The organism is Actinomadura latina NBRC 106108 (genome assembly GCF_001552195.1).
Lineage (GTDB): Bacteria > Actinomycetota > Actinomycetes > Streptosporangiales > Streptosporangiaceae > Spirillospora > Spirillospora latina.
The window spans coordinates 75,217-100,463 of the sequence record NZ_BCQS01000018.1 but is presented as its reverse complement, the minus strand read 5'-3'; the positions used below and the strand labels follow the sequence as shown (position 1 = coordinate 100,463).

Here is a 25,247-nt window from a genome sequence, read left to right as displayed (position 1 = left end):
AGGGTCAGCGAGGCAGCTTGACCACGGTGACGAAGAAGTTGTCGATCTGCCGGACGACGGAGATGAACTGCTCGAAGTCGACCGGCTTGGTGACGTAGGCGTTCGCGTGCAGGTGGTAGCTGCGCAGGATGTCCTCGTCGGCCTCGGACGTCGTCAGCACGACGACGGGGATGGTCCGCAGGTCGTCGTCCGCCTTGATCTCGCCGAGGACCTCGCGGCCGTCCTTGCGCGGCAGGTTGAGGTCGAGCAGCACCAGGTCGGGGCGGGGCGCATCCGCGTACTCGCCCTCCCGGCGCAGGAACGCCATCGCCTGCTCGCCGTCGTTCACGACGCTCAGCGTGTTGTTGACCTTGTTGTGCTCGAACGCCTCGACGGTCAGCAGGACGTCGCCGGGGTCGTCCTCGACGAGCAGGACCTCGATGGGGTGCGGGCCTTCGTTCACGTGTCGTCTCCGTTGCCGATGTGCGATCGGACCGGCAGGGTCCAGCGGAAGGTCGTGCCGGGCCCGTCGCCGGGGTCGCGGGCGTCGAGCCAGATACGGCCGCCGTGGAACTCGACGATCTTCTTGCAGAGCGCCAGCCCGATGCCCGTGCCGGTGTACTCGTCCCGCGGATGCAGCCGCTGGAAGATCAGGAAGATGCGGTCGGCGTAGCGGGGTTCGACGCCGATGCCGTTGTCGGCGCAGCCGAACACCCACTCGTCGCCGTCGCGGCGGGCGTCGATGACGACCCGGGGCGGCACGCCCTCGCGGCGGAACTTGATCGCGTTCCCGATGAGGTTCTGGAAGAGCTGGGTGAGCTGCGTGCGGTCGCCGGAGACGTCCGGCAGGTCCCGCACGTCCACCTCGGCGCCGGTCTCCTCGCGCAGCGCCGCCAGGTTGTCCAGGGCCCGCCGCACGACGCCGGCCAGGTCGACGGACTCCTCAGGCTGCGTCATCCGCCCGACCCTGGAGAAGCTCAGCAGGTCGTTGATGAGGGCCTGCATGCGCTTGGCGCCGTCGACGGCGAACGCGATGTACTGCTGCCCCCGGTCGTCCAGCTGGTCCCCGTAGCGTCGCTCGATCATCTGGCAGAAGCTCGCCACCTTGCGCAGCGGCTCCTGCAGGTCGTGGCTCGCGACGTAGGCGAACTGCTCCAGCTCGGCGTTGGACCGGCGCAGCTCCGCGGTCTGCTCGTTGAGCTGCCGGGTCTTCTCCTCGCTGATGCGCCACTGCCGGATGATCCGGTCGCGCATCGCGTCGATGATCGCCGCCAGCTCGTTGATCTCGGCCGGGCCGGGGACGTCCAGCCGGGCTTCGAGGTCGCCCTGGGACACGGCGCGGACGCGTCCGGTCAGCGAGGCCACCGGCGTCAGCACCGTCCGGCGGAGCAGCGCGGCGAGCGCCAGCGCGGCCACGACGACCACGACGAGCGCGGCGATCGTCGACCACAGGGCCGCCCGCGCGCGGGACTGGAGCGTCGAGGAGGCCCTGTCGTGCAGCTTGGTGATGCCGACCTGGAGCGGCGTCATGTCGCCGCGCGCCTGGTTGAGCAGCCGCCGCGCGTCCTGGCTCCGCGCGGCGTCGACGCCCTCGCCGCCGGGTCCGGCCGCGATCGGGTCGGCGAACGCGGCCCGCCACGCCCTGGAGTCGTCGGTCGCCCGGTCCAGGAGCCGGTCGACGCCCGCGCTGCCGGGCACGCCGGACAGCAGCCGGCGCATCGTGGCCGCGGAGTCCGCCTCCTGCCGCACGGCCCGGCGGTACTGGGCGAGGTGCTCGTCCCGGCCGTCCTGCGCGTAGTCGCGGATGGCCGTGTCCTGGTTGGCGACGGCGGTCGACAGCCGGAACTGCTCCAGCGTCGCCGGGTCGACCTGGTTGACGAGGACGTCCCGCGCCTTGTTGTTCCCGTACAGCGCGGTCCCGGCCTGCGCGAAGACGGCCATCAGAAGCAGGCCGAGGACGAGCGCGCCGATCTGGTAGATCCGGACGAGCCGCAGCCGGCTCATCCCGTGCCCCTCGGGCATGTCGGCCGCGGGCAGCACGACCGCCGGGCCGCCGATCCGCAGTTCCGGAGCGGCCTCGGGACGGCGCGGCGCGGCGTCGGCCGAGGTCCGCGTCCGCGGTCCGTCCGCCATCAGCCGTCCCCCCGGCTCAGCAGCAGGACGGCCAGGTCGTCGGACAGGACGTCCCCGTTAAGCCGCTCCGCCTCCGCGATGAGCCCGTCGATGAGCACGTCGCCGCGCTGCCCCTCGCCGTGCGCGATCTTCGCCAGCTCGACCAGCCCGGACAGGTCGAGGTACCCGTCGCCGTCATGCCCCTCGATCAGCCCGTCGGTGTAGAGCAGCAGGGTCCACGACTCGCCGAGTTCGAGGTCGAGGGCGGGCCACTCGACGCCCGGGATCAGCCCGAGCGCCGGGCCGCGCGGCTCGTCCGGGACGGCCGCGACGCCGCCCGGCCCGAAGAACAGCGGCGCCGGATGCCCCGCCCGGTACAGCCGGGCGCTGCGCCGGTCGGGCGCGATCGTCAGCATGCACACGGTCGTGAAGATCTCCTCGGCCCACCGCTCGTGCTGCAGGACGGCGTCCAGCGTGTCCAGGAGGAGCGGCCCCGCGTGCCCGGCGAGGACGAGCGTCCGCCACGCCATGCGGAGCCGCACCCCGAGGGACGCCTCGTCCGCGCCGTGCCCGCTGACGTCGCCGATCACCACGTGGACGGCGCCGTCGGTGGTCTCCACGGTGTCGTGGAAGTCGCCGCCGAGCAGCGCACGGTCGCGTCCGGGCCGGTAGCGGGTGTGGTGCCGCAGCGTGCCGTCGTGCAGGATCGGCACGGGCAGCAGGCCCCGCTCCAGCCGGGCGTTCTCGCGGCTCAGCGCGCGCGCCTCGACGAGCTGCCGCTCGGTCTCGTCGGCGCGCTGGCGCTCGATGGCGTAGCTGATCGCGCGGGTGAGCAGCGCGCCGTCCACGTCCTGTTTGACGAGGTAGTCCTGGGCGCCGGCGGCGACGGCCTCCACGCCGACGTGGGCGTCGTCGAGGCCGGTGAGCACGAGGACCGCGGTGGTCGGGGCGTGCGTGCGCACCTGGTGGAGCGCGTCGAGGCCCTGCGCGTCCGGCAGCGACAGGTCGACGATGACGCACTGGATCTCGGGCCGCAGCGCGTCGAGCGCCTCCCGGAGCGTGGTCGCGACCGTGATCCGGAGGCCGGGCTGAGCCTCGGCCAGCAGCTCCTCGAACAGGAACGCGTCGCCCGGATCGTCCTCGACCAGGAGGAGGTGCGGGGAGCCGGCCACGCCGAGAAGTCGCTCCGCACCGCGACTGTGCATCGCGGCCATGTCTCAGCTCCTTCGGTCCGGCGCCACCGGATGGGTCCAACGGGGTTTGGTTGTCGTTGAGCAAATATTAAGGGTTATCGATCGCTGGAATGCACGGCAAACGACCGAAACGATCCCTCTTGCCCGACCAACCTAGGTGCGCCGCGCGTAGTAGCGGGCGACCCGTGCGCGATTCCCGCAGCGGGTCGCGGAGCACCAGCGGCGGCGGGGGTGCGCGGGGAGGAACAGCATGACGCAGCCGTCCCCCTCGCACTGCCGGACGCGGCCGATCGCCGGGCCGGCGAGCAGGTCGGCCACGGCCTCGGCGAGGTGCGCCGCCAGCCGGTCGCCGTAGCGGCCGGGACGTTCCGGGGTCGCGGTGACGGCCGTTCCGTCCCAGCTCAGCCGCCTGATCGCCGGAGCCCGCCGCTGCGCCTCGGTGAGGCCGCCGAGGACCGCGCCGGGCGGCCGCTCGGCGCGCCGCGCGTGCCCGATCGCGACGGCCGCGTGCTCCCGGACGGCGTGCACGGGCGCCAGGTCGGCCGCGGTGAGGGCCGCCGGCTCCGGCACCCGGTCGCCTTCGAGGGCCAGCCAGGCGGCCAGGCCGTCCACGGTGGCGATCAGGTCGGCGCCGGCCGGGCGGGTGTTGACGAGGTCCAGCGCGAGCGGCTCGCCGGTCAGCGGGACGGGGTCGGTCATGGCTCTAATGCTACATCCGCTCATTGACACATTAGATCGTCATGGGTTAGGACTAATGCATCTTCACGTCCAGGAGGCATGTGAAATGACGATCCCGGCCCTCGCCCGCACCGCGCACCGCCTCATCGACGTGGACGGGATCCGCGTCTTCTACCGCGAGTCGCTGCCCGCGCGCGCCGACGCGCCCGCGCTGCTCCTGCTGCACGGCTTCCCGTCCGCGTCGCACCAGTTCCGGCGCCTGATCGACGTGCTCGGCGCCCGGTACCGGCTGATCGCCCCGGACTATCCGGGCTTCGGGCACAGCGACGTCCCCGAGCCGGCGTCCACCGGCGGAACGTTCCGCTACACCTTCGACGGCCTCGCCGACGTGATGGAGGGCTTCGTCGAACGCCTCGGCCTGGACCGCTTCGCCATGTACGTCTTCGACTTCGGCGCGCCGGTCGGCTTCCGGCTGGCGCTGCGGCACCCGGAGTGGATCGCGGGCCTGGTCGTCCAGAACGGCAACGCCTACGAGGAGGGCCTGTCGCCGGGCGCGCGGGAGTTCATCGCCCTGCGTCCCGATGGGGAAGGCGCGGAGGAGACCGTCCGCGACCTGCTGACGCTTCCCGCCACGCGCGGCCAGTACGAGGGCGGGACGAGAGACCCCGGGCTGATCGCCCCCGACGGCTGGACTCTCGACCAGCACTTCCTCGACCTGCCCGGACGGACCAGGCCGCAGCTCGACCTCGCCTTCGACTACCACTCGAACGTCGAGCGGTACCCGGCCTGGCAGGCGTGGCTGGGCGAGCACACCCCGCCCGCCCTCATCGTCTGGGGACGCAACGACCCGTTCTTCCCCGAACCGGGCGCCCGCGCGTACCTGCGCGACCTGCCGGACGCCGAACTCCATGTCTTCGACACAGGCCACTTCGCCCTGGAGGACCACCTCCCCGAGATCGCCCCGCTGGTGGCCCGCTTCCTCGACTCCCTCCCCCCGGCGTAGGCCCCCGGGCGGACGACACCGGCGCCCGGCCCTCCGCCGGGACGGTTCCGCGGTGTAACAATGCGGCTTCCCCGGCCACTACCTCGTGACATGCACACCTGGACGGACGGAGACGCGGTGACGGACGACAGCGGCGGAGGGACGGGCGGTGACGCGGCGTGACTCCCGATGAACAGCGGTTCACCGCGATCTACGACGCGTGCCGCCAGAACGTGTGGGCGTACGCCGCGGGCCGCGCCGGCCGGCAGGCCGCGGACGAGGTGGTGAGCGAGACGTTCGCGGTCGCGTGGCGGCGGCTCGCCGACGTCCCCGACCCGGCCCTGCCGTGGCTGCTCGGCGTCGCGCGGAACGTGCTGCGCGACGGCCGCCGGGCGGAGGTGCGGCGCGAGTCGTTCACGGCGGAGTTCGCCCGGTGGGCCGCGCGTCCCGCCGGCGACATCGCCGACGACGTCGCGGAACGGCTCGCCGTGCTGCGCGCGATGGCGGCGCTGCCGGAGCAGGACCGGGAGATCCTGATCCTCATCGCCTGGCAGGGACTGACGCCGCGCGACGCGGCGAAGGTCGTCCGCTGCTCGCCGGCCGCGCTGCGGGTGCGCCTGCACCGGGCCCGCCGCCGCCTTCTGCGTGCGGCGGCCGGCCAAGAAGCGACGGAAGCCCGCGAGCGGGCCGGTGTGCGGCCGCAGATGGGGATCGTGAGCGAGGAGATGTCATGAGGGACGTGCTGCACACGCTGCGGGAGGCCAGGCCCGCCGAACTGGACCCGGACACGCGGATCGACGACGGCGTCCGGCACGCGGAACTGGCCCGTGCCATGGCGGGCACACCGGCGGGCACTCTGGCGGACGCGCAGGCCGGGCCGGCGCGGCGGCGGGTGCGCCCGATGTGGGGGCTGAGCCTCGCCGGGGCGGTGGCCGCGGGGGCGATCGTCGCGGCGGCCGTGGTCACGACCGGCGGGAACCCGCCCGGCCCGGGACCGCGGCCGGGCGCGGCCGAGCCGGCGCTCGACGCGAAGTCCGTGCTGCTCACGGCGGCCGAGCAGGCGGACGGGCAGACCGAGACCATGCGGGCGTACTGGCATCAGGCCACGATCTCGTCCCATCTCTACATGGTCGGGACGGGCGCGGACCGCTACGGCGTCGCCGTCCGGCAGAAGGCGGAGACATGGACTCCGAGCAAGCCCGGAGTCAAGACGTGGGTCCTCCAGCAGAACCTCGGCGCCAAACCCGCCACCATGGCGGACGCGGCGGCCTGGCGACGCGCCGGATCACCGGCCACCTTCAAGATCGAGGCCCCCGCGCCCTCCAAGGCGGGCAAGGGACGATTGAAGACCTTCACGGCGACGACCGCGCCGGGCCGTCCCGAGGTGAGCAGTTCACCGCTGGTCGACGGCGACAAGGTGTTCTGGCTCGGCCGGAACGTGACCATGAAGGATCTGCGGTCACTGCCGTCCGACCCGAAGCGCCTCAGGGCGGAACTGATGCGCTCGTACAAGGGCCACGGCACCGAGTCGGACGATCCGATGCCGTCCGACGAATGGCTCTACGAGGTGGCGCGCGGCCTGGTGATGGACATGCCGGTGAAGCCGGCGGTCCGGGCGGCCGGATTCCGGATGCTGGCCGCCCTTCCGGCGGTGCGGTCGGTCGGAAAGGTGAAGGACCCGCAGGGGCGGGCGGGAAGCGCCATCGCGGTGGACGAGAAGACGAGCCGCGGCGTGATCCGCCATCAGATGATCATTGATCTGTCCTCGGGGACCGCGCTGGCCAGCGAGGACATCATGCTGGCCCCGGCGGCCGGGACGCAGATCCCGTCCGGGCGGACGGTGGACTCCACCGTCACGGTCACCACGGAATGGACGAACTCCCACCCGGGCTGACCCGTCGGCGGAAGGGGCGGTGCCACCGGATGGCGCCGTCCCTTCCCGGCGTTAGTGGCCGAGATGTGATCAGGCGCTTTTGGGCGTCCGGCGGGCCGTTTTCTGCACGGCCCTGCGCTGCGCGGCGACGGCCTTCGCGCGGTTGAGGCTTTCCCTGACCTTGGCGGCGCCGCGCGTCGCGGTCACGGTGTCCTTGGCGCGTCCGGCGTAAACGGCGAGCACCTCGGCGACGGGCGGCGGCTGCCATTCCTCCTTGGCGACGATCGGCACGGCGGGGACGGACGCGGGGACGGGTACGGCGGAGTTTCCGGGCACGGGGTTTCCAGGCACGGGGACGAGCGCGAGATGCGATTGGCAGTGCGGGCACTGCACCCCCGGATGGGTGTCTCTGCTCATAACACAAATCATTACGCAAGGGTCTGACAAAACAAGCCCGCCTTTTATCCGCGGGTCGCCCGGGGCGGGTGGCGCCGCCGGCTGGCGCCGGGGTCGCACGCACCTGGCCTCCAGGAGACCTTCACTCCGCGGGGCGCCATGGGTACAACGAGAACCGTGACTTATCCCGAGCCTTCCCCACCGGCGGTGTTCTGGCCTCGATGTTCGGCCGTCCCGGGATGCAGCGGACGGGCGGCCGGGCCGTCCGGCGGCTGCCCCGCCCATCTGCGTCCCGGCGAGTTCGAGGAGTTCGTGCGCGCCCTGCGTCCGGGCGGCGACCTGGACCTGCGCGGCGTCACCGTCCCGGCGCGGCTGCTCGACGCCGTGCTCGACGCCGTCACCGGGCCGGACGGCCGCCCCCACCTCGGCCGGACGCGCTTCGACGGCGCCGTGCTGCCGTCCGGCGCGGTGCTGCGCGGCGCCTGCGTGGAGGGCGACAGCTCGTTCGACGGCGCCTGCTTCCTCGGCGGCGTCTCGTTCTACGACGCGCGGTTCTTCGGCAACGTCTCGTTCCGGGGCGCGCGGTTCGGCCGCAACGTGTCCTTTCACGAGGCGCGGTTCCACCGGTACACCACGTTCGAGGAGGCCGTCTTCACCTGCGACGCGCTGTTCGGGGAGGCCCGCTGGCACGCCGACGCCTCGTTCCGGAAGGCCGTGTTCATGGGCGCGGCCTGCTTCGACCGCGCCCGGTTCGGCCGGGACGCGGCGATGCAGGCGGCGTGCTTCGGCGGGCCCGTCTCGTTCAAGCGCGTCCAGGTGGCCCGGCACGCCCGGTTCGAGCGGACGCGGTTCCGGCAGGGCGTGTGGCTCGGCCCGCTCGCGGCGGGCGGCCGGGTCGGGCTGTCGGACGCGACCGTGCACGGCGGGCTCCGCGTCCACGCGGCGGCCCCGCAGGTCACGGCGCGCGGCGTGACCGTGCACGGGGAGGCCGGGTTCCGGCTGCGGCACGCGGAGCTCGACCTGGAGGACGCGGTGTTCGACGGCCCGGCGACCGTCCGGTCGCTGGCCCGCCCCATCCAGGGGCTGGCGCCTCCGGCCGGCCCGGCGGGCGTCCGGGTCACGTCGCTGCGGCGCGTCGACGCGGCCCGGCTGCACCTCGCCGACCTGGACCTGAGCGGTTGCGCCTTCCTCGGCCTGCGCCGCCCGGACACGCTGGCGATCACGGGCGACTGCTCGTTCGCGACCGTCCCGGACCGGCGGACGCTGCGGCCCTGGGCGCGCCGCGGGCGTGCCGTACTCGCCGAGGACCTCGTCGGCCTCGTCCGCGGCGCGGGCGACGCCGGCCGCGGCGACCGGCTGCGGACGCTCTACCTGGAGCTGGCTCGCGCCACCGCCGACTCCGGCCGGGGCCGGCTGGCCCGGGACTTCCGGTACGGGGCGCTGGAGCTGCGGCGGCGCGGCGAGCGGGATCCGCTGCGCCGGCTGGGCCTGCACCTGCTCTGGATCACCTGCGGCTACGGGCTGCGCGCGGGACGCGTGGTCGCCTGGCTCGCGGTCATCGTGGCCCTGGTGTGCGCCGGCGCGTCCGCCGTGAACCATGACGAGCGCGCCGACACCGCGCACATCGCGCATCCGGGCCACGGCGGTACGTAGCCGGTGCTCGGGGGCGGAAATATCGAGTGATCAGCCGGAACCCGGGGCATGATCGGAGGGTCTGATACGTCGGAGAAACAGCCGAGTTCGATCGCCGTTCATCTTGGTCAGGGACAATTAAGGCATGACCGTCAACCCAGGACAGCTCCCCCATCAGCCCGAAGCGCTGCCGGACGACCGCTTCCTCGACCGGGAGGAGAGCTGGCTGAGATTCAACCAGCGTGTCCTGGAGCTCGCCGAGGACTCCGGCCTGCCGCTGCTGGAGCGCGTCCGCTTCCTGTCGATCTTCTCCAGCAACCTGGACGAGTTCTTCATGGTCCGCGTCGCCGGCCTCGCCCGCCGGATGGCGACCGGGCTCGCCGTCCAGTCCGCCAGCGGCCGGCAGCCCCGCGAGGTGCTGGAACGCACCGGCGAGGTCGCGCACGAGCTGATGGGCCGGCACGCGTCCTGCTTCCGCGACGAGATCCGTCCCGCGCTGGAGGACGAGGGCATCGACATCCTGCGCTGGGACGAGCTGGCCGAGACCGAGCAGGAGCGGCTGCGGCGGCTGTTCCGCGACCGGATCTACCCGGTGCTCACGCCGCTCGTGGTCGACTCGGCGCACCCGTTCCCGTACATCTCGGGCCTGTCACTGAACCTCGCGGTGATCGTCCGCGACCCGGAGACCGACGCGACGATGTTCGCCCGCGTCAAGGTCCCGCCGCTGCTGCCGCGCTTCATCGAGGCGTCCCCCGACCGGTTCACGCCGCTGGAGGACGTCATCGCCGCGCACCTCGGGCAGCTGTTCGTCGGGATGGAGGTCGTCGAGCACCACGCGTTCCGCGTCACCCGCAACCAGGACCTGGAGATCGACGACGACATCAGCGAGGGCCTGCTCCAAGCCCTGGAGCGCGAGCTGCTGCGCCGCCGGTTCGGCCCGGTCGTCCGGCTGGAAGTCGAGGAGTCGATCTCCGAGGGCGTGCTGGAGCTGCTCACCTCCGAGCTGGCCGTGGACGACAGCCAGATCTACCGCGTGATCGGGCCGCTCGACCTCGGCGGGCTCGCGTCCATCGCCGACCTCGACCGCCCGGAGCTCAAGTACCCGCCCTTCGTGCCGTCGAAGGAGGCACTGCCCGAGGACGCGAGCATCTTCACCGCCATCCGCGAGCGGGACGTGCTCGTCCACCACCCGTACGACTCGTTCACCACGACCGTCCAGCGGCTGATCGAGGACGCCGCCGCCGACCCGCGCGTCCTCGCGATCAAGCAGACGCTGTACCGGACGAGCGGCGACTCCCCGATCGTGGACGCGCTGATGAACGCCGCCGAGGCCGGCAAGCAGGTCGTGGTGGTCGTGGAGCTGAAGGCCCGGTTCGACGAGCGCGCCAACATCGCGTGGGCGCGCAAGCTGGAGACGGCCGGCTGCCACGTCGTGTACGGGTTCGTCGGGCTGAAGACGCACTGCAAGCTGGCGCTGATCGTCCGGCAGGACGACGAGGGCAACCTGCGCCGCTACTGCCACATCGGCACCGGCAACTACCACCCGAAGACCGCCCGCCTCTACGAGGACTTCGGGCTGCTCACCGCCGACGCCGAGGTCGGCGAGGACGTCAGCGCCCTGTTCAACCACCTGACCGGGTACTCGCGGCAGAGTTCCTACCACCGGCTGCTCGTCGCGCCGAACAGCCTGCGGTCCGGGCTCGTGCAGCGGATCGAGCACGAGATCGACAACCGGCGGGCCGGGCATTCCGCGCGGGTCCGCGTCAAGTGCAACTCGCTCGTCGACGAGGTGATCATCGACGCGCTGTACCGGGCGTCGCGGGCCGGGGTTCCAGTGGACGTCTGGGTCCGCGGCATCTGCGCGCTGCGTCCCGGCGTGCCCGGCCTGTCGGACATGATCCGGGTGCGCAGCGTCCTCGGCCGGTTCCTGGAGCACTCGCGGGTGTTCGCGTTCGAGAACGGCGGCGAGCCCGAGGTGTGGATCGGCAGCGCCGACCTCATGCACCGCAACCTGGACCGCCGCGTCGAGGCCCTCGTCACCGTCACCGACCGCGCGCAGCGCGACGACCTGCTCTCCCTGCTCGACCGCGCCATGGAGCCGGGCACCCACGCGTGGGCGCTCGCCGGCGACGGCACGTGGACGCGGGCGCGGCCCCGGCCGGGCGAGACGCTCCTCGACATCCAGACGCACCTGGTCAAGAGCCGCCGGTGGAGGACGATCGATGGCTGAGGTCATCCGCGCCGCCGGCGCGCTGCTGTGGCGGGACGGGCCGGAGCACGGGCCCGAGTTCGCGCTGATCCACCGCCCCCGCTACGACGACTGGTCGTTCCCCAAGGGCAAGGTCGACCCGGGCGAGCACGTGCTGCGCGCCGCCGTCCGCGAGACCGAGGAGGAGACGGGCATCGTCGCCCGCCTCGGCCGCCGGCTCCCGACCAGCACCTATCCGCTCGGGGAGCGGACGAAGCTGGTCGACTACTGGGCGGCCCGGCCCGCCGCGTCGAGCGCGTTCACGCCCAACGACGAGGTGGACGAGCTCGTGTGGCTGCCGGCCGCCGAGGCGGAGGCCCGGCTCAGCTACCGGCACGACGTCGACCTGCTGCACGAGTTCCTGCGCGGCCCGCTGCGGACGGCGCCACTGATCATCCTGCGGCACGCGTCCGCCGGAGAGAAGCACGAGTGGCGGGAGCCCGACTCGCTGCGCCCGCTGGACGCCGCCGGCCGGCGCGAGGCCGCCGCCCTCGCCGGCCTCCTGCACGCCTACGGGCCGCTGCAGGTGATCAGCTCGGCGACGGCCCGCTGCCTGGAGACCGTCCTGCCCTATGCGCGCCTCGTCAGGACGTCCATCGCCACGGACGCGGCGTTCACCGTCGGCGACACCGGCCCGGAGCAGGCCATGGAACGGCTGCTCTCCTTGACCGGCGTCCCCGCGCTCGTGTGCACGCACGGCGAGATCGTCTCCGAACTCGTCTCCGGCCTGTGCAGGGAACTCGGCGAGAAGGTCCCCGACGACCCGAGCCTCCGCAAGGCCGAATTCTGGGCCGCCCACCTGACCGGCGACTCGATGACCGCCCTGGAACGCCACAGCCCCCAGCGGAGCCGGAACGACGCGTCAGAACGACGGGCCGAGGGTGCGTGACCAGGTCGTCGCCAGGCGGTCTCGCGCGGACATCGCCTCGCATTGCTCCTTGCCGTACAGGACGCCGAGCGTGAACGCCTCCGCCGGAATCCGCGTCCGCTTCGCGGCCGCCGCCAGATGCTCCATGGCGATGACCCCGTCCTGGTAGTCGCCGAGGACGCCCTGGATGCGCTTGGCGTCCTCGACCACCCGCTTCGCCGCGACGCCCAGCACCGGAACCGCCAGCTCGGCCGCGTACCGGGCCCGCTTGGCCTCCTTCCGGGTCTCGTGGCGCGCGCGGTCGGGGTCGCCGGCCGTCTTGATCGACGCGTACTCCTTGGCCATCCGGTCCCAGGCCCGCGTGACGAGGCCGGGCAGTTCCTTGCGGGCCTTCCTGTCCGCGTCCGCGGCCAGCGGCGGATCGGCGATCAGCCGGTCGAGCCCGTCGAGCAGCGCGAAATACCTCGGCTCCTTCAGGCAGGCGTTCAGCCGCCGGTACGCGGACCGCTCCTGCCTCTCCAGATCGTCCAGCAGGAACTGGGGCGCGCCCTGGAAACGCATGCGCAGCACCTCGCGGTCGCGCACTTCGCCCAGCTCCTGGGCCAGCCAGCGCAGCTCCGGGCCGAGCGGGACGGTCCTTTCCGCGTCCAGGACGGAACGGTAGCTGCGCAGCGCGCTCCGCGTCCGCCGCACGGCGACGCGCATCCTGTGCACGGCGTCGTCCTCGCCCAGCCGCGCCTTCGGGTCGAGGTTCGCGACGGCCTCGACCTGCTCGGCGAGGTACGCCATGACGACCTCGCCGGTCGTGATCGCCGGCGCCTTCCCGTTGCTGGTGGCCGCCGCGATCCGCGACCGGGCCGCCGCCCGGGCGGCCGCCGCCTCCGACGGCACGACCGCGTCGCCGAGCAGCCGCCCGAGCTTGGACGACGACTTCGCCCTCTTCGCGCCGCCCTTCCGGAGCCGCTTCCCGGCGGCCTTCATCAGGTCGGGCGGGCCCGTCCCCAGCTCGACCTCGATCTCCCGCCACCGCTCGGGCTCGGCGTCCTCCCCGCCCCGCCCGGTGACCAGGTCGTCGGCGACCTCCGCCAGCTCCGCCCCATCGGCCCCGAACAGCCGGACGACCGTCCGGCGCGTCTCCAGCGTCGCGACCGGACGCAGCTCCGCGCCCCGCGTGTACACCGCGACGAGGCCCGCGAGCCGCGCCGGGACGACCAGCGGCCGGCCGAGCGGCGCCCGCAGCTCCTGCTTGCTGTCCGGCCCGGCGGGCATCTTCAGATGCCACCCGGCGTCCGGGCCGCCGCGCCGCCGCCGCAACGTGATCTTGTTGGCGGCGAGCCGGAGGTCCGCGGTGTCGAAGTAGGTCGCGTGCAACTCGTGGACCTGCGGCTCCCCGAGCGCCGCCACGCCCGGCAACCCGTCCAGCTCCGGCAGGACGAAGTCGGCGGCGGCATCGTACTTCTGCTCGATCTCGAGATGCCTTTCGGCCACGCTCTGCTCCTCAGGGACGTTCGGGAATCAACGCGCACACCCAGGTGACAAGCATTTCACGCCCCGGTGAACTGCGGGGGAAACCTTTACTCCGGCAACCCGGCCTAGCATGCGTGCGTGCGAACACTGGTGCTCTGGGACATCGACCACACGCTCATCGACGCCGGCGGCATCAGCGCCGACATCTACGCGTCGGTGTTCCACCGCCTCATCGGCCACCGCCCCGCCAAGGTCGCGTCCATGGCCGGACGCACCGACCTCGCCATCACCACCGAGACCCTCCGCCACCACGGCGTTGACCCGACTCCCGCCCTCCTGACGTCCTTCACGACGGCCCTGGCCGAGGCGTTCGCGTCCCGCGCCCAGGAGATCGCCTCCAGGGGCAGCGTCCTGCCGGGCGCCGACGCCGCCCTGAAGACCCTCGCCGCCCGCCCCGACGTGATCCAGTCGGCCCTCACCGGCAACATGGAGCAGATCGCCGCCACCAAGCTGAGCGCGCTCGGCCTGATCGGCTACTTCGACCTGGACGTGGGCGCCTACGGCATGGACGGCATCGAACGCCCGCCGCTGGTGGCCCTCGCACAGCGACGCGCGTCCGGCAAGTACGGCGACGAGTTCACGCCGTCCAACACGGTTTTGATCGGCGACACTCCCTACGACGTCCGCGCAGGCCACGAAGGCGGCGCCCGCGTGGTGGCCGTGGCGACGGGCGCCACTCCGCCCGAGGCCCTCCGCCTCTCCGGCGCCGAAATGGTCCTCGAAGACCTGACCGACACCCCCGCCGTCATCCAGGCCATCCTCAACGCTTGAAGCCGGTCAGAACGGCGCGGCAGGTGGTGGTTATCAGGAGGTCGACGCTGGGCGGGGGTGGGCGGCGGCCCACGAGGTGGCGGCGGACGGCGCCGTAGGGGACGTCGACCGTGGCGAAGACGAGGCGCTCGCGGTCGAGGCCGGGGCGGCGGTCGATGAACGCGTTGAGGGCGTCGGTGCTCTCGCGGTTCAGGGCGGCGAACTGGCCGGGCCATTCGCTGACCAGGCCCTGATCCCCGTCTGACGTGAGCCGGCGCAGGCGAACTCGCGGATTCGGCGTGCGCGGACGCGGCTCGGCGGCGTGAAGTTCTCGTCCCCGCTGACCGCTTTGTGCCAGTTGAGGGTGGAACCGGGCGGGCGGGCGGCGCATCGATACATGCGAGATCGTCTGACATGGGGGTTTTTGTGAAGCGTGCAGTCCCGGTTCTCTCCGTTGCCGCACTCGGCGGCGTCCTGCTGCTCAGCGGCTGCCAGAGCAACACGCACAGCTGCGTCAACGGCAAGTGCCACGTGACCGTGACCGGCGCCGGGCAGACCGTCGAGGTCAACGACGTCGACGTCACCGTCTCGCAGATCTCCGACCAGGGGATGACGGTGTCGGCGGACGGGTCCGCGCCCGCGGTGATCCCCAACGGTGAGCGTGCGCGGGTGGGGTCGGTGTCGATCACGGTGACCTCGATCGAGGGGCAGAAGGTCAAGTTCGACCTGGAGTAAGGCAGGGGGCGGGCGCCGTGTGAGCGGTTTGTGAGCGGCGCCCGGCAGCCTCCGGGTATGAGTTACGCATTTCAGGCTGAGGGCCTGGCCAAACGGTTCGGGAGGACGACCGCGCTTGCGGGGGTGGAACTGGCGGCGCGGCCGGGGACGGTCCTCGGGGTCCTGGGCCCCAACGGCGCAGGGAAGACCACGGCGGTCCGGGTGCTGGCGACGCTGCTGCGTCCCGATTCGGGGCGGGCGGAGGTCTGCGGGCTGGACGTCGTCCGGGACGCCGCGAAGGTGCGGGAGCTGATCGGGCTCACCGGGCAGTACGCATCCGTGGACGAGGACCTCACCGCGGCCGAGAACCTCGTCCTCATCGGGCGGCTCCTCGACATGCGGAAGGCGGAGGCCCAGGCCCGCGCCGCGGAGCTGCTGGAGCGGTTCGAACTGACGGAGGACGCCGGGCGCCGCGTCTCGACCTACTCGGGCGGGATGCGGCGCCGCCTCGACCTCGCCGCCAGCATGATCGGACGTCCCGCCGTGATCTACCTGGACGAGCCGACGACCGGCCTCGATCCCGGCCGGCGGGAGGAGGCGTGGCGGCTGATCCGGTCGATGACGGACGGCGGCGGCACGGTCCTGCTCACCACCCAGTACCTGGAGGAGGCCGACGCCCTCGCCGACGAGATCACGGTCATCGACCGCGGGAAGGTCATCGCGTCCGGCACGCCCGCCGAGCTGAAGCGGATCGCGGGCGGGCAGACGATCACCGTCCGGCCGCGCGAACCGGACCGGCTGGACGAGGTCGTCGCGATCCTGCGCGCGGTGTCGGGACGCGAGGTCGAGCCGCCGCGCCGGGACGTGGTGTCGGTGCCGGTCGGCGGGGACGGCGACTTCACCGAGACCGTCCGCCGCCTGGACGCCGCCGGGATCGGCGTCACCGAGCTGTCGCTGCGGCTGCCCAGCCTGGACGAGGTCTTCTTCACCCTGACCGGCCACCACACGGACGAGGAGGCGGCATGAGCGGCATCGTTCTGGAATCGGGCGCCCACCTCCGACAGGCCGCGAAGCCCCGTTACCGGCTCGTCCGGCATTCCCTGCTGCTCGCGGGACGGAGCCTGACCAAGACCCGGCGCAGCCCCGGCGTGCTGAGCGACGCGCTGTTCATGCCGATCATCTTCCTGCTGCTGTTCGTGTACCTGTTCGGCGGCGCGGTGTCCGGCTCGACGCACGCGTATCTGCAGTACGTGTTCCCCGGCGTGCTGGTGATGACGATGCTGCTCGCCGGGATGCTGGCGACCGGGCTCAGCATCAACACCGACATCAAGAAGGGAGTCTTCGACCGGTTCCGCAGCTTGCCCATCGGACCTTCGGCACCACTCATCGGGATCGTCCTCGGAGATGTGATCCGGTACGTGGTCGCGGCCGTGGTGCTGTTCGCGACCGGCTACCTGATGGGCTTCCGGGTCCAGACGGACGCGGCGTCGGCGCTGGCGGCGGCCGGCCTGGCGACCGTGCTGGGCTTCGCGATGGGCTGGATCAACGTGCTGATCGGCGTCCTGATCAAGGAGGAGGTCATCGTGCAGACGGTGGCGTTCCTCGGCATCTTCCCGCTGGCGTTCGGCACGAACATGGTCGTCCCGGTGGACACGATGCCCGGCTGGCTCCAGGCGTGGGTCAGGGTCAACCCGGTCAGCGACGCGGTGGACGCCTCGCGGGGGCTGCTGATCGGCGGTCCGGTGGCGCATCCGGCGACGATGACGCTGCTGTGGTCGGCCGGGTTCCTGCTCGTGTTCGGCCCGCTCGCCGTCGCCGCCTACCGGCGGCGCAGCTGAGCGTGCAGGAGGGCGAGCGCGCCGTCCACGCCGAGCCGGCGGCCTCGGCCGTAGGCGTCGCGGTAGGCGCGTTCGCCCAGATCCTCGCTTAGATCGCGGGTCAGCTGGACGACGTCGGGGTTGAACGCGTCGGGCGCGCCGCGCAGGACGGACGCGGCGCCGAGCGCCTCGGCCGCCCCGCGGGGGTCTTCGGCGGCGCGCAGCCGGGCGACCACGTAGCCGGCGACGGCCGCGATCGGCATGTCGGGCGCGTCGGCGGCGAGCGCCAGCGCCTTCCGCAGGTGCCCGCGCGCCGCCGCCGGATCGTCCCGTCCGAGCGCCAGCCGGCCGTACGCCGCCTCCAGCAGCGAGCGGTACTGGGGGTAGGACGGGACGCGGTCGAGTTCCCGGCCGGCGGCGGCATAGTGCTCGCGGGCCTCCTCGGCGTCGCCGGCGTGACGGGCGAGGTCGCCCAGCGCCAGCAGCACCTGCACCAGGTGGCGGGACGGGGTCGCGGCTCCCGGCGCGATCATCGACGACAGCTCGTCCCGCGCTCTCCGGACGTCGCCGGAGCGGGCCCGCGCCATCGCGAGCATCACCCGCTGCATGCCCGTGTCGCCGTCCTGGTCGAGTTCGCGCAGCAGCCCGACCGACTCCTCCAGCGCCGTGACGGCGGCGTCGAAATGCCCGTCGACGATCTGCGTCTCGGCCGCGAAGGTGAGCGCGAGCGCCAGCCCGGCCCGTTCACCGGCCTCCCGGAAGCCCGCTTGAGCCGCGGCGATGTCCTCCCTCGCCGCGCCCATCTCGCCCCGGTTGCCGTTGAGCATGGCGCGCATCAGATACAACGCCGCGCTCGTCCACGGATCGGAGTCGGGGAGGCGCCGGTCGATGGCGGCGACACCTCCTGCGGGGTCGTCGTTCAGCAGCGCCGCCGCGGGCTCGATCAGCGCGGCGAGCGGATGCGCGTCCTCCCGGCGCTCACCGATCAGCGGGTCGTCGCGCGCGTCACCGCCGGACAGGACGGTGTTGAACACGTAACCGCCCAGCGCCGCCGCCTCCCCCGGCACCGGGCCCCGCCGCGGAACGGCCAGCGCGAGCCGCAGCCGCCGCGCCGCCTCCGCGTGATCACCCTGGATCATCCAGAAGGCGGCCAGCGCGGCGCCCATCCGGACGGCCTTCTCGGCATCGCCCCCGTCCACGGCGTGCTGCAGCGCGGCGAGCAGGTTGTCGCGCTCCGCCGCGAGCAGCGGGATCCACGTCAGCTGCTCGGGACGGCGCAGGTGCGGCTCCGCGCGTTCGGCCAGGTCGAGGAAGCACTGGACGTGCGCGTCCCGCACCTTGCCGACCTCGTCGTCGTCCGCCAGCCGCTCCAGCCCGTACTCGCGGACGGTCTCCAGCATGCGGAAGCGCGGCTCGGGCCCGTCGACGGCCTGGAGGAGCGACCGGTCGACGAGCGCGTCGAGGAGGCCCAGGGCGTTCCCGGCGCCGGTCACCTCGGACGCGCTCTCCGGCGTGATCGTGCCGGGGAACACCGACAGGCGCTCGGCGAACCGGCGTTCCGCGTCGTCCAGCAGGTCCCAGCTCCAGCCGACGACGGCGCGCAGCGTCCGATGCCGGGGCAGCGCCGTCCGGTTCCCGCCCGTCAGCAGGCGGAACCGGTCGTCCAGCCGGGCCGCGAGCTGCTCCAGGGACATCGACCGCAGCCGGGCGGCGGCCAGCTCGATCGCGAGCGGAAGCCCGTCCAGCCGCCGGCAGATGTCCGCGATGGCCTCTCCGTCCGCCTCGAACCCCGGTCGGACGGCCCGCGCCCGCTCGGTGAAGAGTTCGACGGACGACGCGGCCTCCAGCGGCGGCACCGGGCAGAGCGCCTCCCCGTCGACGCCCAGCCGCTCCCTGCCGGTCGCGAGGACGCGCAGGCTGGGGCAGGTGCCGAGCAGTTCGTGGACGACCCGGGCCGCCGCGTCCACGACATGCTCGCAGTTGTCCAGGACGATCAGCGTCTCGTCGGCGGACAGCGCCTCGACCAGCCGGTGCGTCCCGTCCCTGACCCCGAGGACGTCCGCGATCGCCCGAGGCACCTCCGCCGGATCGTCGACGGCGGCCAGCTCGACCAGCCAGACCCCGCCCGGGAACCGTCCGGCCACGTCGGCCCCGACCTTCGCGGCGAGCCGGGTCTTGCCCGCCCCACCGGGGCCGATGAGCGTGACGAGCCGCCCGGCCCACAGCGCCCGCGCGACCCACGCGCACTCGGTCTCCCGCCCGACGAAACTCGTCGGCGGCACCCGCAGATTCCCGCGCGCCCGCTGCTTGGGGGCGGCCCGCAGAACCGCCAGGTAGGCGTCCTGCAGCTCCTCCCCGGGATCAGCGCCCAGCTCCTCCGCCAGCAAGCCCCGGAACTGCTCGAACGCCGCCAGCGCCTCAGCCGACCGTCCGCCCCTGTGCAGCGCCTCGACGAGCAGCGCCCGGGGCCGCTCCCGCAGCGGGTGCAGCGCGGCCAGCTCCTCCAGCTCCGCGACGAGCCGCGCCGGGTCTCCCCCACCGGCCAGCTCGGCGGCCACCCGATCCTCGACCGCCGCGGTCCGGAGGGCCCGCAGCCGCACGGCCGCCGCGTCCGCGAACGGAATCCCGGCCGCGTCGGCCAGCGCGTCCCCGCGCCATAGCGCGAGCGCCTCCCGCAGCCGGCGTGCCGCACCCTCGGCGTCCCCGTCCCGGAGTGCCCGCCTTCCCTCCCGGGCCAGCCGTTCGAACTCCGGCGCATCGACCGACTCGACATCGAGGACGTAACCACCGGGGACCGACCGCAACCGCCCGTCCGGCAGGCACCGCCGCAACCGCGACACCAGCGCCTGCAACGCGTGCACGCCCGGCCCGCCCTCGGGCCACAACGCCTGGACGAGCGCCTCGACCGAGACCGTCCGCCCAGGCTCGAGCGCCAGCCGGACCAGCAGCGCCCGCAACCGAGCCCCGCCGACGGCGACATGGCGCTCCTGGTCCGTCACGACCAGCGGCCCGAGGATGGCTACCCGCACCCCTCAACTCTGCCACCGGCGCTACGGCGCCTCGACCCCCGAGATCAGATACCGCATCACCTCGGCATGCCGGATCTGCGCCGCCTGCTCCGGCTCGGGGCCCGCTTCCCGGAAGCGCTCAACGTCCTCACCGCTCTCCCACCGCTCGTACACGTTGATCCGGCCGGGCTCGACCACGTCGGCCGACAGGGCGAAGTCGAGACATCCCGGCGCGGCCCGCGCCAGCTCGACGACCTCCCGGCACCCGTCCAGATACGCGTCACGGGCATCGGCGTCCACCTGCAACGCCCCCGAAATAATGATCACCAGTGCCCTCCCATCGCTGTCCCGCAACCATGCCCCACCCCACCGACAGAACCCCTCCGTCCTCGTCCGAGGGCTCTGCCTCCTCCCAACTCTTGCCTTCAGCGCACCGATCATGTACTGCGAACTAGTACATCTGGATTAGGCTTTTCCACATGCCTGCGAAGGAGATCCTCGCTGCCATCCGTTCCGCAGTCGAAGCCGGGTGGCAGGAGCCCGCTGATTAGCCAGGAGGGAGCGCTCACGTCTACTGCAAACTGCGCTGCCCGGGCGGGCGAGGTTGCTGCCCCCAACTGAACATCTACGGAACGCCACGTGTGGCTGAGCACGAGGCAGCGAAGATCTACAAGGCCGTCGCCGGGTGCCCGGCCAGCCACTGAGGAAGGAGTGCGAAGTGAACGTGTACTGGTTCGATCTTGAGATCGCGGGGCCGGTAACGGACGAGCACGTCGACCGGCTGGCGGAAGTGATCATCGCCAATGCCGGTGACGGCATCGACGCGACCGTCCAGGCCGATGACCGGGGCGGGGTCGTGATGTTCTCCCGTGAGGCCGACGACGTCGCCGGTGCGATCATGTCGGCGATCACGGACGTCCGCGAAGCGGGGATGACGGTGACCGGCGTCGACGGTGGAGACCTCGTCGCCGTCGAGACGATAGCCACCAGAGCAAAGGTGACGATCCACGCCGTTCGGCACTGGATCGGAGGTGTGCGTGGTCCCGGCGGTTTTCCCGAGCCGGTCCGGCAGCGGCTGTTCTCCTGGGCTCAGGTTTCCGACTGGCTCGTTCGAAACAGGCTCGGCGACGTCGACCACACCGCCGTGGAGGTCGCTCGCGCTTCCGTGTTCTTCAACGCGCTGCTGACAGCCGATCGCATGATGGACGACGTCATTCCCAAGCACCGGCGAGCTGATCTGGCGCGGGTATCCACCAAACTGGCCAGACAGAAGGCCGCATGCAGTTGACGGCCGTGCCGGCTGTGGGAAGCCCGAAGTCCGCCTCCTTCTTCATCGGCCTGGGCGGCGACCCCGACGGCACGGCGTTCCTCGCCGCCCTGCGCGGGGCCGTCACCGAGGCCAAGACCGCCTGACCTCGCGGCTCGGCCCCCCGTGTGCGAGGGCCGAGCCGCGTCGCGGAATGGTCAGCAGTACTTCGAGGAGCCCTTGCTGCCCCAGGAGCACTTGTCGGCCAGCCGACCGCTCGGGTAGAGAAGGTAGGCGGTGTCGCCGGTGTTGTTCCACACGTACCAGCTCTTGCCCCAGTAGCGGTGGGCGGCGCTGTTCGTCCCCTTGCCCGTGTGAATGTAAACGGACTTCCGGCCCTTGATCGTGTAAGAGCCGAACGTGTACGTGTAGCCGGTCTTGTCGCGGAGCTTGACGCCCTTCAGGTTCTTGGACGATCGCGACGTGTTGAACAGCTGCACCCATTCGGCGTTCAGCGACTTGTTCGACCCCGTGTCGCTGCCCGGCGAGTTGTAGTAGACGCGGTAGATCTGCACCGGGCTCGCGGCCTCGGCCGGCGCCGCCACCACCACTCCGGCTCCCGCCACCGCGATCGCGGCGGCCCCCGTGACGAGAATCTTCCTCACCCTGTGGATCCCTTCAGATCGAACGAATCCCTATATGTACCGGTATCCCGTGCCGCTCGGGGGCTGCTGGCCAACTCCGGGTCCGCTGTCAACCGGGCTCGGCCACCACGCGTCCTACGTACCGCGTTCCCGCAGGTCGTCCGGGAAAACACGGGCTTCTTCGGGGTCCCGGCCGACCGCGTGGCGCCCGCCGTCCACGGGGAGGACCGCGCCGTTGACGAAACTCGCCCCGTCCGAGAGCAGGTACGCGACGGCCGCGGCCACTTCGGCGGGGCGACCGACACGGCCGACCGAATGGAGCAGCCGCATTTCGCCCTCGATTCGCCGCCTCTCGGCACCGTTCTGTCTTTCCAGAAAGGTCTCGTAGCGGTCGGTCGTGATCGAGCCGAGGGCCACGACGTTCGTGCGAATGCCGTGCGGGCCGTACTCGACGGCGAGGGCCCGGCTCAGGCCCTCGATGGCCGCTTTCGCGGTCGCATAGGGCAGGGAACCGCGCACCGGGCGCTGCGCCTGATGGGACGAGACATTGACGATCGCACCGCCCGTCCCGGCGTCCAGGAAACGGCGGACGGCGGTCACGCAGCCGACCACCGCCGGATCGAAGTTCAGGCCGACGAGGTCGAGAAGTTCGCGCGCGGACGGAGAAGGGACGTCGCGGAAAACGGCGGCGTTGTTCACCCACCCGGTCAGCGTTCCGGCTTCCTGCGCCAGGTCGGCCGCGCGTTCGGCGACGTCCTCGTCGGCGGCGCTCCCCGCGACCGGGATCACCCGGTCGTCCGCCCAGTCGAGGGCCGCCGGGTCGAGCTCGACCACGACGACCGTCGCGCCGTCCGCGACCAGCCGTTCGACGACGGCGCGGCCGACGCCTCGCCCGCCGCCCGTCACTACGAAGGTCCGCTGCATCGAAGTCTCCTCGTGATTCGGGGCACGAGCCCATGATCGCCCGCCCGGCACGCGCCGGCGGCGACCCTCACCCCGTGCCGACGCCGCGGGCGGGGGGCGTCGTAGACTCCGGGTGCGGACGGTTCACTCCTTTCGAGTGTCGTAAGAGGGAACCCGGTGCGAGTCCGGGACTGCCCCGCAGCGGTGAGTGGGAACGACCGCCGTCATACGCACTGGGTTACGCGGCCTGGGAAGCGACGGCCAGTAGGACGCCTTCTTGAGGCGGCGCCCGCGAGTCCGAAGACCTGCCTCCGCCCGCGCGCCGGCCGGCGCGCGGTGGTCCGCGGCCTCGTGGGACGGCCGGCGACACGGTTTCGCGGCCGTGCCGTGCGTCCCATGGGTCCGCCCGTGGCACAGCGAGGGAAGCCGCCTTGAACACCACCATCCTCGGATACCCCCGAATCGGGGCGGACCGGGAACTGAAGTTCGCCACCGAGGACTACTGGGCGGGACGCACGAGCGCCGACGCGCTCGCCGCGACCGGGGCCGCACTGCGCGCCGACGTCTGGACGGGCCTGCGCGACGCCGGAATCGACGCGATCCCGTCCAACACGTTCTCGTTCTACGACCAGATGCTCGACGCCAGCGTGCTGGTCGACGCCGTCCCGGAGCGGTACCGGCGGCTGGACGGGTTCGACCGGTACTTCGCCATGGCCCGCGGCGTGCAGGACGTCCCGCCGCTCGAGATGACCAAGTGGTTCGACACCAACTACCACTACATCGTCCCGGAACTGGGGCCGGACAGCCGGTTCCGGCTGGCGGACGGGGCCGCCGCCAAGCCGCTGGCCGAGTACCGCGAGGCGAAGGCGCTCGGGATCGAGACGCGTCCCGTGCTCGTGGGGCCGCTCACGTATCTGCTCCTGGCCAAGCCGGCGGTGGACGGGTTCCGGACGCTGGAGCTGCTCGACGGGCTCGTGGACGTGTACGCCGAGGTCCTGGAGCGGCTTGCGGGGTCCGGCGCGCAGTGGGTGCAGCTGGACGAGCCCGTGCTCGCCGGCGATCGGAGCGAGGACGAGATCGCCGCGCTGGCGCGCGCCTATGCGCGGCTCGGGCAGCTGACCAGCCGGCCGCGGATGATGGTCGCCACGTACTTCGGCGCCGTCGGGGCGGACGCGTTGCGGGTGCTGGCGCGGAGCCGGGTGGAGGCCGTGGGCCTCGATTTCGTCGCCGGGCCCGGCAATGTGGAGGTGCTCGCCAAGGTCGGCGGGCTGCCGCGCAAGACGCTCGTCGCGGGCGTGGTCGACGGGCGGAACGTCTGGCGGACCGACGCGGGGAAGGCGCTGTCCACCTGCGCCTCTGTGCTCGGGCTCGTCGATCAGATCGTGGTCGGGACGTCCTGCTCGCTGATGCACGTCCCGATCGACCTCGACCGGGAGACCGCGCTCGACCCGCGGGTCCGGGGACGGCTCGCGTTCGCCCGGCAGAAGGTCGCCGAGGTCGTCGCGCTCGGACGGGCGCTGAGCGAGGGCGTTCCCGTCCAGGACGGCACGCCGCTGCCGGAGGCCGGTGTCGACCGGGCCGTCCGCGAACGGCTCGGGTCGGTCGGCGACGCGCGGCGCGGTGACCGCGCCGCCCGGTTCGCCGCGCAGCGGGACGCGCTCGGCCTGCCCGACCTCGCGACCACCACGATCGGCTCGTTCCCGCAGACCCCCGAGATCCGCCGGGCCCGCGCCGACCGCCGCGCCGGGCGCATCACCGGCGAGGCGTACGTCAAGGCGATGAAGGACGAGATCACCCGCGTCATCGCGCTCCAGGAGGAACTCGGCCTCGATGTCCTCGTGCACGGCGAACCCGAGCGCAACGACATGGTCCAGTACTTCGCCGAGCAGCTCGACGGGTACGCGGCCACCGACCACGGGTGGGTGCAGTCGTACGGGTCGCGGTACGTCCGGCCGCCGATCCTGCACAGCGACGTCGCGCGCCCCCGCCCGATGACCGTCGAGTGGGCCACCTACGCCCAGTCGCTGACGAGCAAGCCGGTCAAGGGGATGCTCACCGGGCCCGTCACGATGCTCGCCTGGTCGTTCGTCCGCGACGACCAGCCGCTCGCCGAGACCGCCCGGCAGGTCGCCCTCGCGCTGCGGGACGAGATCGCCGATCTGGAGACGGCCGGCATCGGCGTCATCCAGGTGGACGAGCCCGCGCTGCGCGAACTCCTGCCGCTGAGGAACGAGGACCGCGCCGCCTACCTCGACTGGGCGGTCGGCGCGTTCCGGCTGGCCACGTCCGGCGTCAAGGACACCACCCAGATCCACACCCACATGTGCTACTCGGAGTTCGGCGAGATCATCGGCGCCATCGGGGCGCTGGACGCCGACGTCACCAGCGTGGAGGCGGCCCGCTCGCACATGGAGCTGGTCGGCGACCTGCGCGCCGCCGGGTACGAGAACGGCATCGGGCCCGGCGTGTACGACATCCACTCGCCGCGCGTCCCCGCCGCCGCGGAGATGGAGGAGAACCTGCGGCGCGCGCTGCGGGCCGTGGAGCCCGGACGGCTGTGGGTCAACCCCGACTGCGGCCTGAAGACCCGCGCCTACCCGGAGACCGAGGCGTCGCTGCGGAACCTGGTCACGGCCGCCCGCCGCGTCCGGCGGGAACTGGGCTGACCCCCCGCTGA

The 25,247-nt window shown here is 72.5% G+C and carries 24 protein-coding genes and 1 riboswitch; of the genes, 13 read left to right on the top strand and 11 right to left on the bottom strand.

Translation table 11 applies throughout. The features are described from left to right. Nucleotides 1-4: 4 nt before the first annotated feature. From AL2_RS23095 to AL2_RS23080, 4 genes are all read right to left on the bottom strand, one after another. Nucleotides 5-442, bottom strand: a complete 438-nt coding sequence (locus tag AL2_RS23095) for a response regulator (protein WP_067636807.1) — start codon at nt 440-442, stop codon at nt 5-7. Beyond that, nucleotides 439-2,112: a sensor histidine kinase gene (locus AL2_RS23090; protein ID WP_083946815.1), complete on the bottom strand. Its 1,674-nt coding sequence runs from the start codon at nt 2,110-2,112 to the stop codon at nt 439-441. Before AL2_RS23090 ends, AL2_RS23095 begins: the two co-directional genes overlap by 4 nt. Continuing rightward, the gene (locus AL2_RS23085) at nt 2,112-3,305 is read right to left on the bottom strand and encodes a PP2C family protein-serine/threonine phosphatase (protein ID WP_067636805.1); all 1,194 of its coding nucleotides are present in this window, start codon (nt 3,303-3,305) and stop codon (nt 2,112-2,114) included. Before AL2_RS23085 ends, AL2_RS23090 begins: the two co-directional genes overlap by 1 nt. Before the next feature lie 132 nt (nt 3,306-3,437). Then, complete coding sequence (locus tag AL2_RS23080; RefSeq protein ID WP_067636803.1) at nt 3,438-3,983, bottom strand: CGNR zinc finger domain-containing protein; 546 nt, start codon at nt 3,981-3,983, stop codon at nt 3,438-3,440. Between the two features lie 85 nt (nt 3,984-4,068). Between AL2_RS23080 and AL2_RS23075 the strand changes: the two genes are divergently transcribed. The 3 genes from AL2_RS23075 (at nt 4,069) to AL2_RS23065 (ending at nt 6,838) form a co-directional block, all read left to right on the top strand. After that, nucleotides 4,069-4,965, top strand: a complete 897-nt coding sequence (locus AL2_RS23075; protein ID WP_067636801.1) for an alpha/beta fold hydrolase — start codon at nt 4,069-4,071, stop codon at nt 4,963-4,965. 158 nt (nt 4,966-5,123) lie between these two features. Next, nucleotides 5,124-5,678 (top strand): RNA polymerase sigma factor, encoded by a 555-nt coding sequence (locus AL2_RS23070; RefSeq protein ID WP_067636800.1) that lies wholly within the window; start codon nt 5,124-5,126, stop codon nt 5,676-5,678. Further along, entirely contained in the window at nt 5,675-6,838 is a 1,164-nt protein-coding gene (locus AL2_RS23065; RefSeq protein WP_067636797.1) for a CU044_5270 family protein, read from the top strand. Before AL2_RS23070 ends, AL2_RS23065 begins: the two co-directional genes overlap by 4 nt. Nucleotides 6,839-6,907: 69 nt before the next feature. Here AL2_RS23065 and AL2_RS23060 read toward each other — a convergent pair whose 3' ends face one another. Beyond that, nucleotides 6,908-7,234, bottom strand: a complete 327-nt coding sequence (locus AL2_RS23060) for a hypothetical protein (RefSeq protein ID WP_157438313.1) — start codon at nt 7,232-7,234, stop codon at nt 6,908-6,910. Nucleotides 7,235-7,390: 156 nt separating this feature from the next. Between AL2_RS23060 and AL2_RS23055 the strand changes: the two genes are divergently transcribed. The 3 genes from AL2_RS23055 (at nt 7,391) to AL2_RS23045 (ending at nt 11,982) form a co-directional block, all read left to right on the top strand. Then, nucleotides 7,391-8,866, top strand: a complete 1,476-nt coding sequence (locus tag AL2_RS23055) for a pentapeptide repeat-containing protein (RefSeq protein ID WP_168444564.1) — start codon at nt 7,391-7,393, stop codon at nt 8,864-8,866. Between the two features lie 124 nt (nt 8,867-8,990). Then, nucleotides 8,991-11,075 carry an RNA degradosome polyphosphate kinase gene (locus AL2_RS23050; protein ID WP_067636792.1) on the top strand — a complete coding sequence of 695 codons (2,085 nt, stop codon included), beginning with the start codon at nt 8,991-8,993 and terminating at the stop codon, nt 11,073-11,075. Continuing rightward, nucleotides 11,068-11,982, top strand: a complete 915-nt coding sequence (locus tag AL2_RS23045; protein ID WP_067636790.1) for an NUDIX hydrolase — start codon at nt 11,068-11,070, stop codon at nt 11,980-11,982. Before AL2_RS23050 ends, AL2_RS23045 begins: the two co-directional genes overlap by 8 nt. Here the strand turns inward: AL2_RS23045 and AL2_RS23040 are convergent. Then, on the bottom strand, nt 11,956-13,449 hold the full coding sequence (locus AL2_RS23040) for a CYTH and CHAD domain-containing protein (RefSeq protein ID WP_067636789.1): 1,494 nt from the start codon (nt 13,447-13,449) through the stop codon (nt 11,956-11,958). The genes AL2_RS23045 and AL2_RS23040 overlap by 27 nt on opposite strands. A 117-nt stretch (nt 13,450-13,566) precedes the next feature. Between AL2_RS23040 and AL2_RS23035 the strand changes: the two genes are divergently transcribed. Then, a complete protein-coding gene (locus AL2_RS23035; RefSeq protein ID WP_067636787.1) occupies nt 13,567-14,259 on the top strand; it encodes an HAD family hydrolase in 693 nt (230 codons plus the stop codon). Here AL2_RS23035 and AL2_RS37630 read toward each other — a convergent pair. After that, nucleotides 14,249-14,629 (bottom strand): hypothetical protein, encoded by a 381-nt coding sequence (locus AL2_RS37630; RefSeq protein WP_157438311.1) that lies wholly within the window; start codon nt 14,627-14,629, stop codon nt 14,249-14,251. The genes AL2_RS23035 and AL2_RS37630 overlap by 11 nt on opposite strands. A gap of 35 nt (nt 14,630-14,664) precedes the next feature. Between AL2_RS37630 and AL2_RS23030 the strand changes: the two genes are divergently transcribed. From AL2_RS23030 to AL2_RS23020, 3 genes are read left to right on the top strand one after another with little or no spacing between them, the layout of a single operon-like run. Continuing rightward, nucleotides 14,665-14,973 carry a hypothetical protein gene (locus AL2_RS23030; protein ID WP_067636785.1) on the top strand — a complete coding sequence of 103 codons (309 nt, stop codon included), beginning with the start codon at nt 14,665-14,667 and terminating at the stop codon, nt 14,971-14,973. 57 nt (nt 14,974-15,030) lie between these two features. After that, nucleotides 15,031-15,978, top strand: coding sequence for an ATP-binding cassette domain-containing protein (locus tag AL2_RS23025; RefSeq protein WP_067636783.1), 948 nt, complete (start codon nt 15,031-15,033; stop codon nt 15,976-15,978). Then, entirely contained in the window at nt 15,975-16,790 is an 816-nt protein-coding gene (locus tag AL2_RS23020) for an ABC transporter permease (RefSeq protein ID WP_067636781.1), read from the top strand. The genes AL2_RS23025 and AL2_RS23020 overlap by 4 nt, the downstream gene beginning before the upstream one ends. Here AL2_RS23020 and AL2_RS23015 read toward each other — a convergent pair. Both AL2_RS23015 and AL2_RS23010 read right to left on the bottom strand, forming a co-directional pair. Continuing rightward, complete coding sequence (locus tag AL2_RS23015; protein ID WP_067636779.1) at nt 16,772-19,798, bottom strand: AfsR/SARP family transcriptional regulator; 3,027 nt, start codon at nt 19,796-19,798, stop codon at nt 16,772-16,774. The genes AL2_RS23020 and AL2_RS23015 overlap by 19 nt on opposite strands. Before the next feature lie 21 nt (nt 19,799-19,819). Then, a complete protein-coding gene (locus AL2_RS23010; RefSeq protein WP_067636777.1) occupies nt 19,820-20,104 on the bottom strand; it encodes a putative quinol monooxygenase in 285 nt (94 codons plus the stop codon). A gap of 391 nt (nt 20,105-20,495) precedes the next feature. Between AL2_RS23010 and AL2_RS23005 the strand changes: the two genes are divergently transcribed. Together AL2_RS23005 and AL2_RS39820 are read left to right on the top strand one after the other, a co-directional pair. Next, a complete protein-coding gene (locus AL2_RS23005; RefSeq protein ID WP_067636776.1) occupies nt 20,496-21,065 on the top strand; it encodes a hypothetical protein in 570 nt (189 codons plus the stop codon). Next, complete coding sequence (locus AL2_RS39820) at nt 21,056-21,190, top strand: hypothetical protein (RefSeq protein ID WP_281181606.1); 135 nt, start codon at nt 21,056-21,058, stop codon at nt 21,188-21,190. Before AL2_RS23005 ends, AL2_RS39820 begins: the two co-directional genes overlap by 10 nt. A 51-nt stretch (nt 21,191-21,241) precedes the next feature. Here the strand turns inward: AL2_RS39820 and AL2_RS23000 are convergent, their stop codons facing one another. Then, on the bottom strand, nt 21,242-21,688 hold the full coding sequence (locus AL2_RS23000) for a lamin tail domain-containing protein (RefSeq protein WP_067636774.1): 447 nt from the start codon (nt 21,686-21,688) through the stop codon (nt 21,242-21,244). Nucleotides 21,689-21,802: 114 nt separating this feature from the next. Next, entirely contained in the window at nt 21,803-22,642 is an 840-nt protein-coding gene (locus tag AL2_RS22995; RefSeq protein ID WP_245666858.1) for an SDR family NAD(P)-dependent oxidoreductase, read from the bottom strand. Nucleotides 22,643-22,692: 50 nt separating this feature from the next. Beyond that, nucleotides 22,693-22,897, top strand: a riboswitch (cobalamin riboswitch). A gap of 104 nt (nt 22,898-23,001) precedes the next feature. Here AL2_RS22995 and metE point away from each other — a divergent pair. After that, complete coding sequence (gene metE, locus AL2_RS22990) at nt 23,002-25,236, top strand: 5-methyltetrahydropteroyltriglutamate--homocysteine S-methyltransferase (RefSeq protein WP_067636769.1); 2,235 nt, start codon at nt 23,002-23,004, stop codon at nt 25,234-25,236. Nucleotides 25,237-25,247 lie beyond the last annotated feature (11 nt).

What these genes read in the sequence shown, in the direction of transcription:
- AL2_RS23060 (WP_157438313.1), bottom strand. Translation starts at nt 7,234, where the DNA reads ATGAGCAGAGACACCCATCCGGGGGTGCAGTGCCCGCACTGCCAATCG.
- AL2_RS23020 (WP_067636781.1), top strand. Translation starts at nt 15,975, where the DNA reads ATGAGCGGCATCGTTCTGGAATCGGGCGCCCACCTCCGACAGGCCGCG.
- AL2_RS23085 (WP_067636805.1), bottom strand. Translation starts at nt 3,305, where the DNA reads ATGGCCGCGATGCACAGTCGCGGTGCGGAGCGACTTCTCGGCGTGGCC.
- AL2_RS37630 (WP_157438311.1), bottom strand. Translation starts at nt 14,629, where the DNA reads ATGCGCCGCCCGCCCGCCCGGTTCCACCCTCAACTGGCACAAAGCGGT.
- AL2_RS23090 (WP_083946815.1), bottom strand. Translation starts at nt 2,112, where the DNA reads ATGGCGGACGGACCGCGGACGCGGACCTCGGCCGACGCCGCGCCGCGC.
- AL2_RS23045 (WP_067636790.1), top strand. Translation starts at nt 11,068, where the DNA reads ATGGCTGAGGTCATCCGCGCCGCCGGCGCGCTGCTGTGGCGGGACGGG.
- AL2_RS23050 (WP_067636792.1), top strand. Translation starts at nt 8,991, where the DNA reads ATGACCGTCAACCCAGGACAGCTCCCCCATCAGCCCGAAGCGCTGCCG.
- AL2_RS23075 (WP_067636801.1), top strand. Translation starts at nt 4,069, where the DNA reads ATGACGATCCCGGCCCTCGCCCGCACCGCGCACCGCCTCATCGACGTG.
- AL2_RS23025 (WP_067636783.1), top strand. Translation starts at nt 15,031, where the DNA reads ATGAGTTACGCATTTCAGGCTGAGGGCCTGGCCAAACGGTTCGGGAGG.
- AL2_RS23080 (WP_067636803.1), bottom strand. Translation starts at nt 3,983, where the DNA reads ATGACCGACCCCGTCCCGCTGACCGGCGAGCCGCTCGCGCTGGACCTC.
- AL2_RS23065 (WP_067636797.1), top strand. Translation starts at nt 5,675, where the DNA reads ATGAGGGACGTGCTGCACACGCTGCGGGAGGCCAGGCCCGCCGAACTG.
- AL2_RS39820 (WP_281181606.1), top strand. Translation starts at nt 21,056, where the DNA reads ATGCAGTTGACGGCCGTGCCGGCTGTGGGAAGCCCGAAGTCCGCCTCC.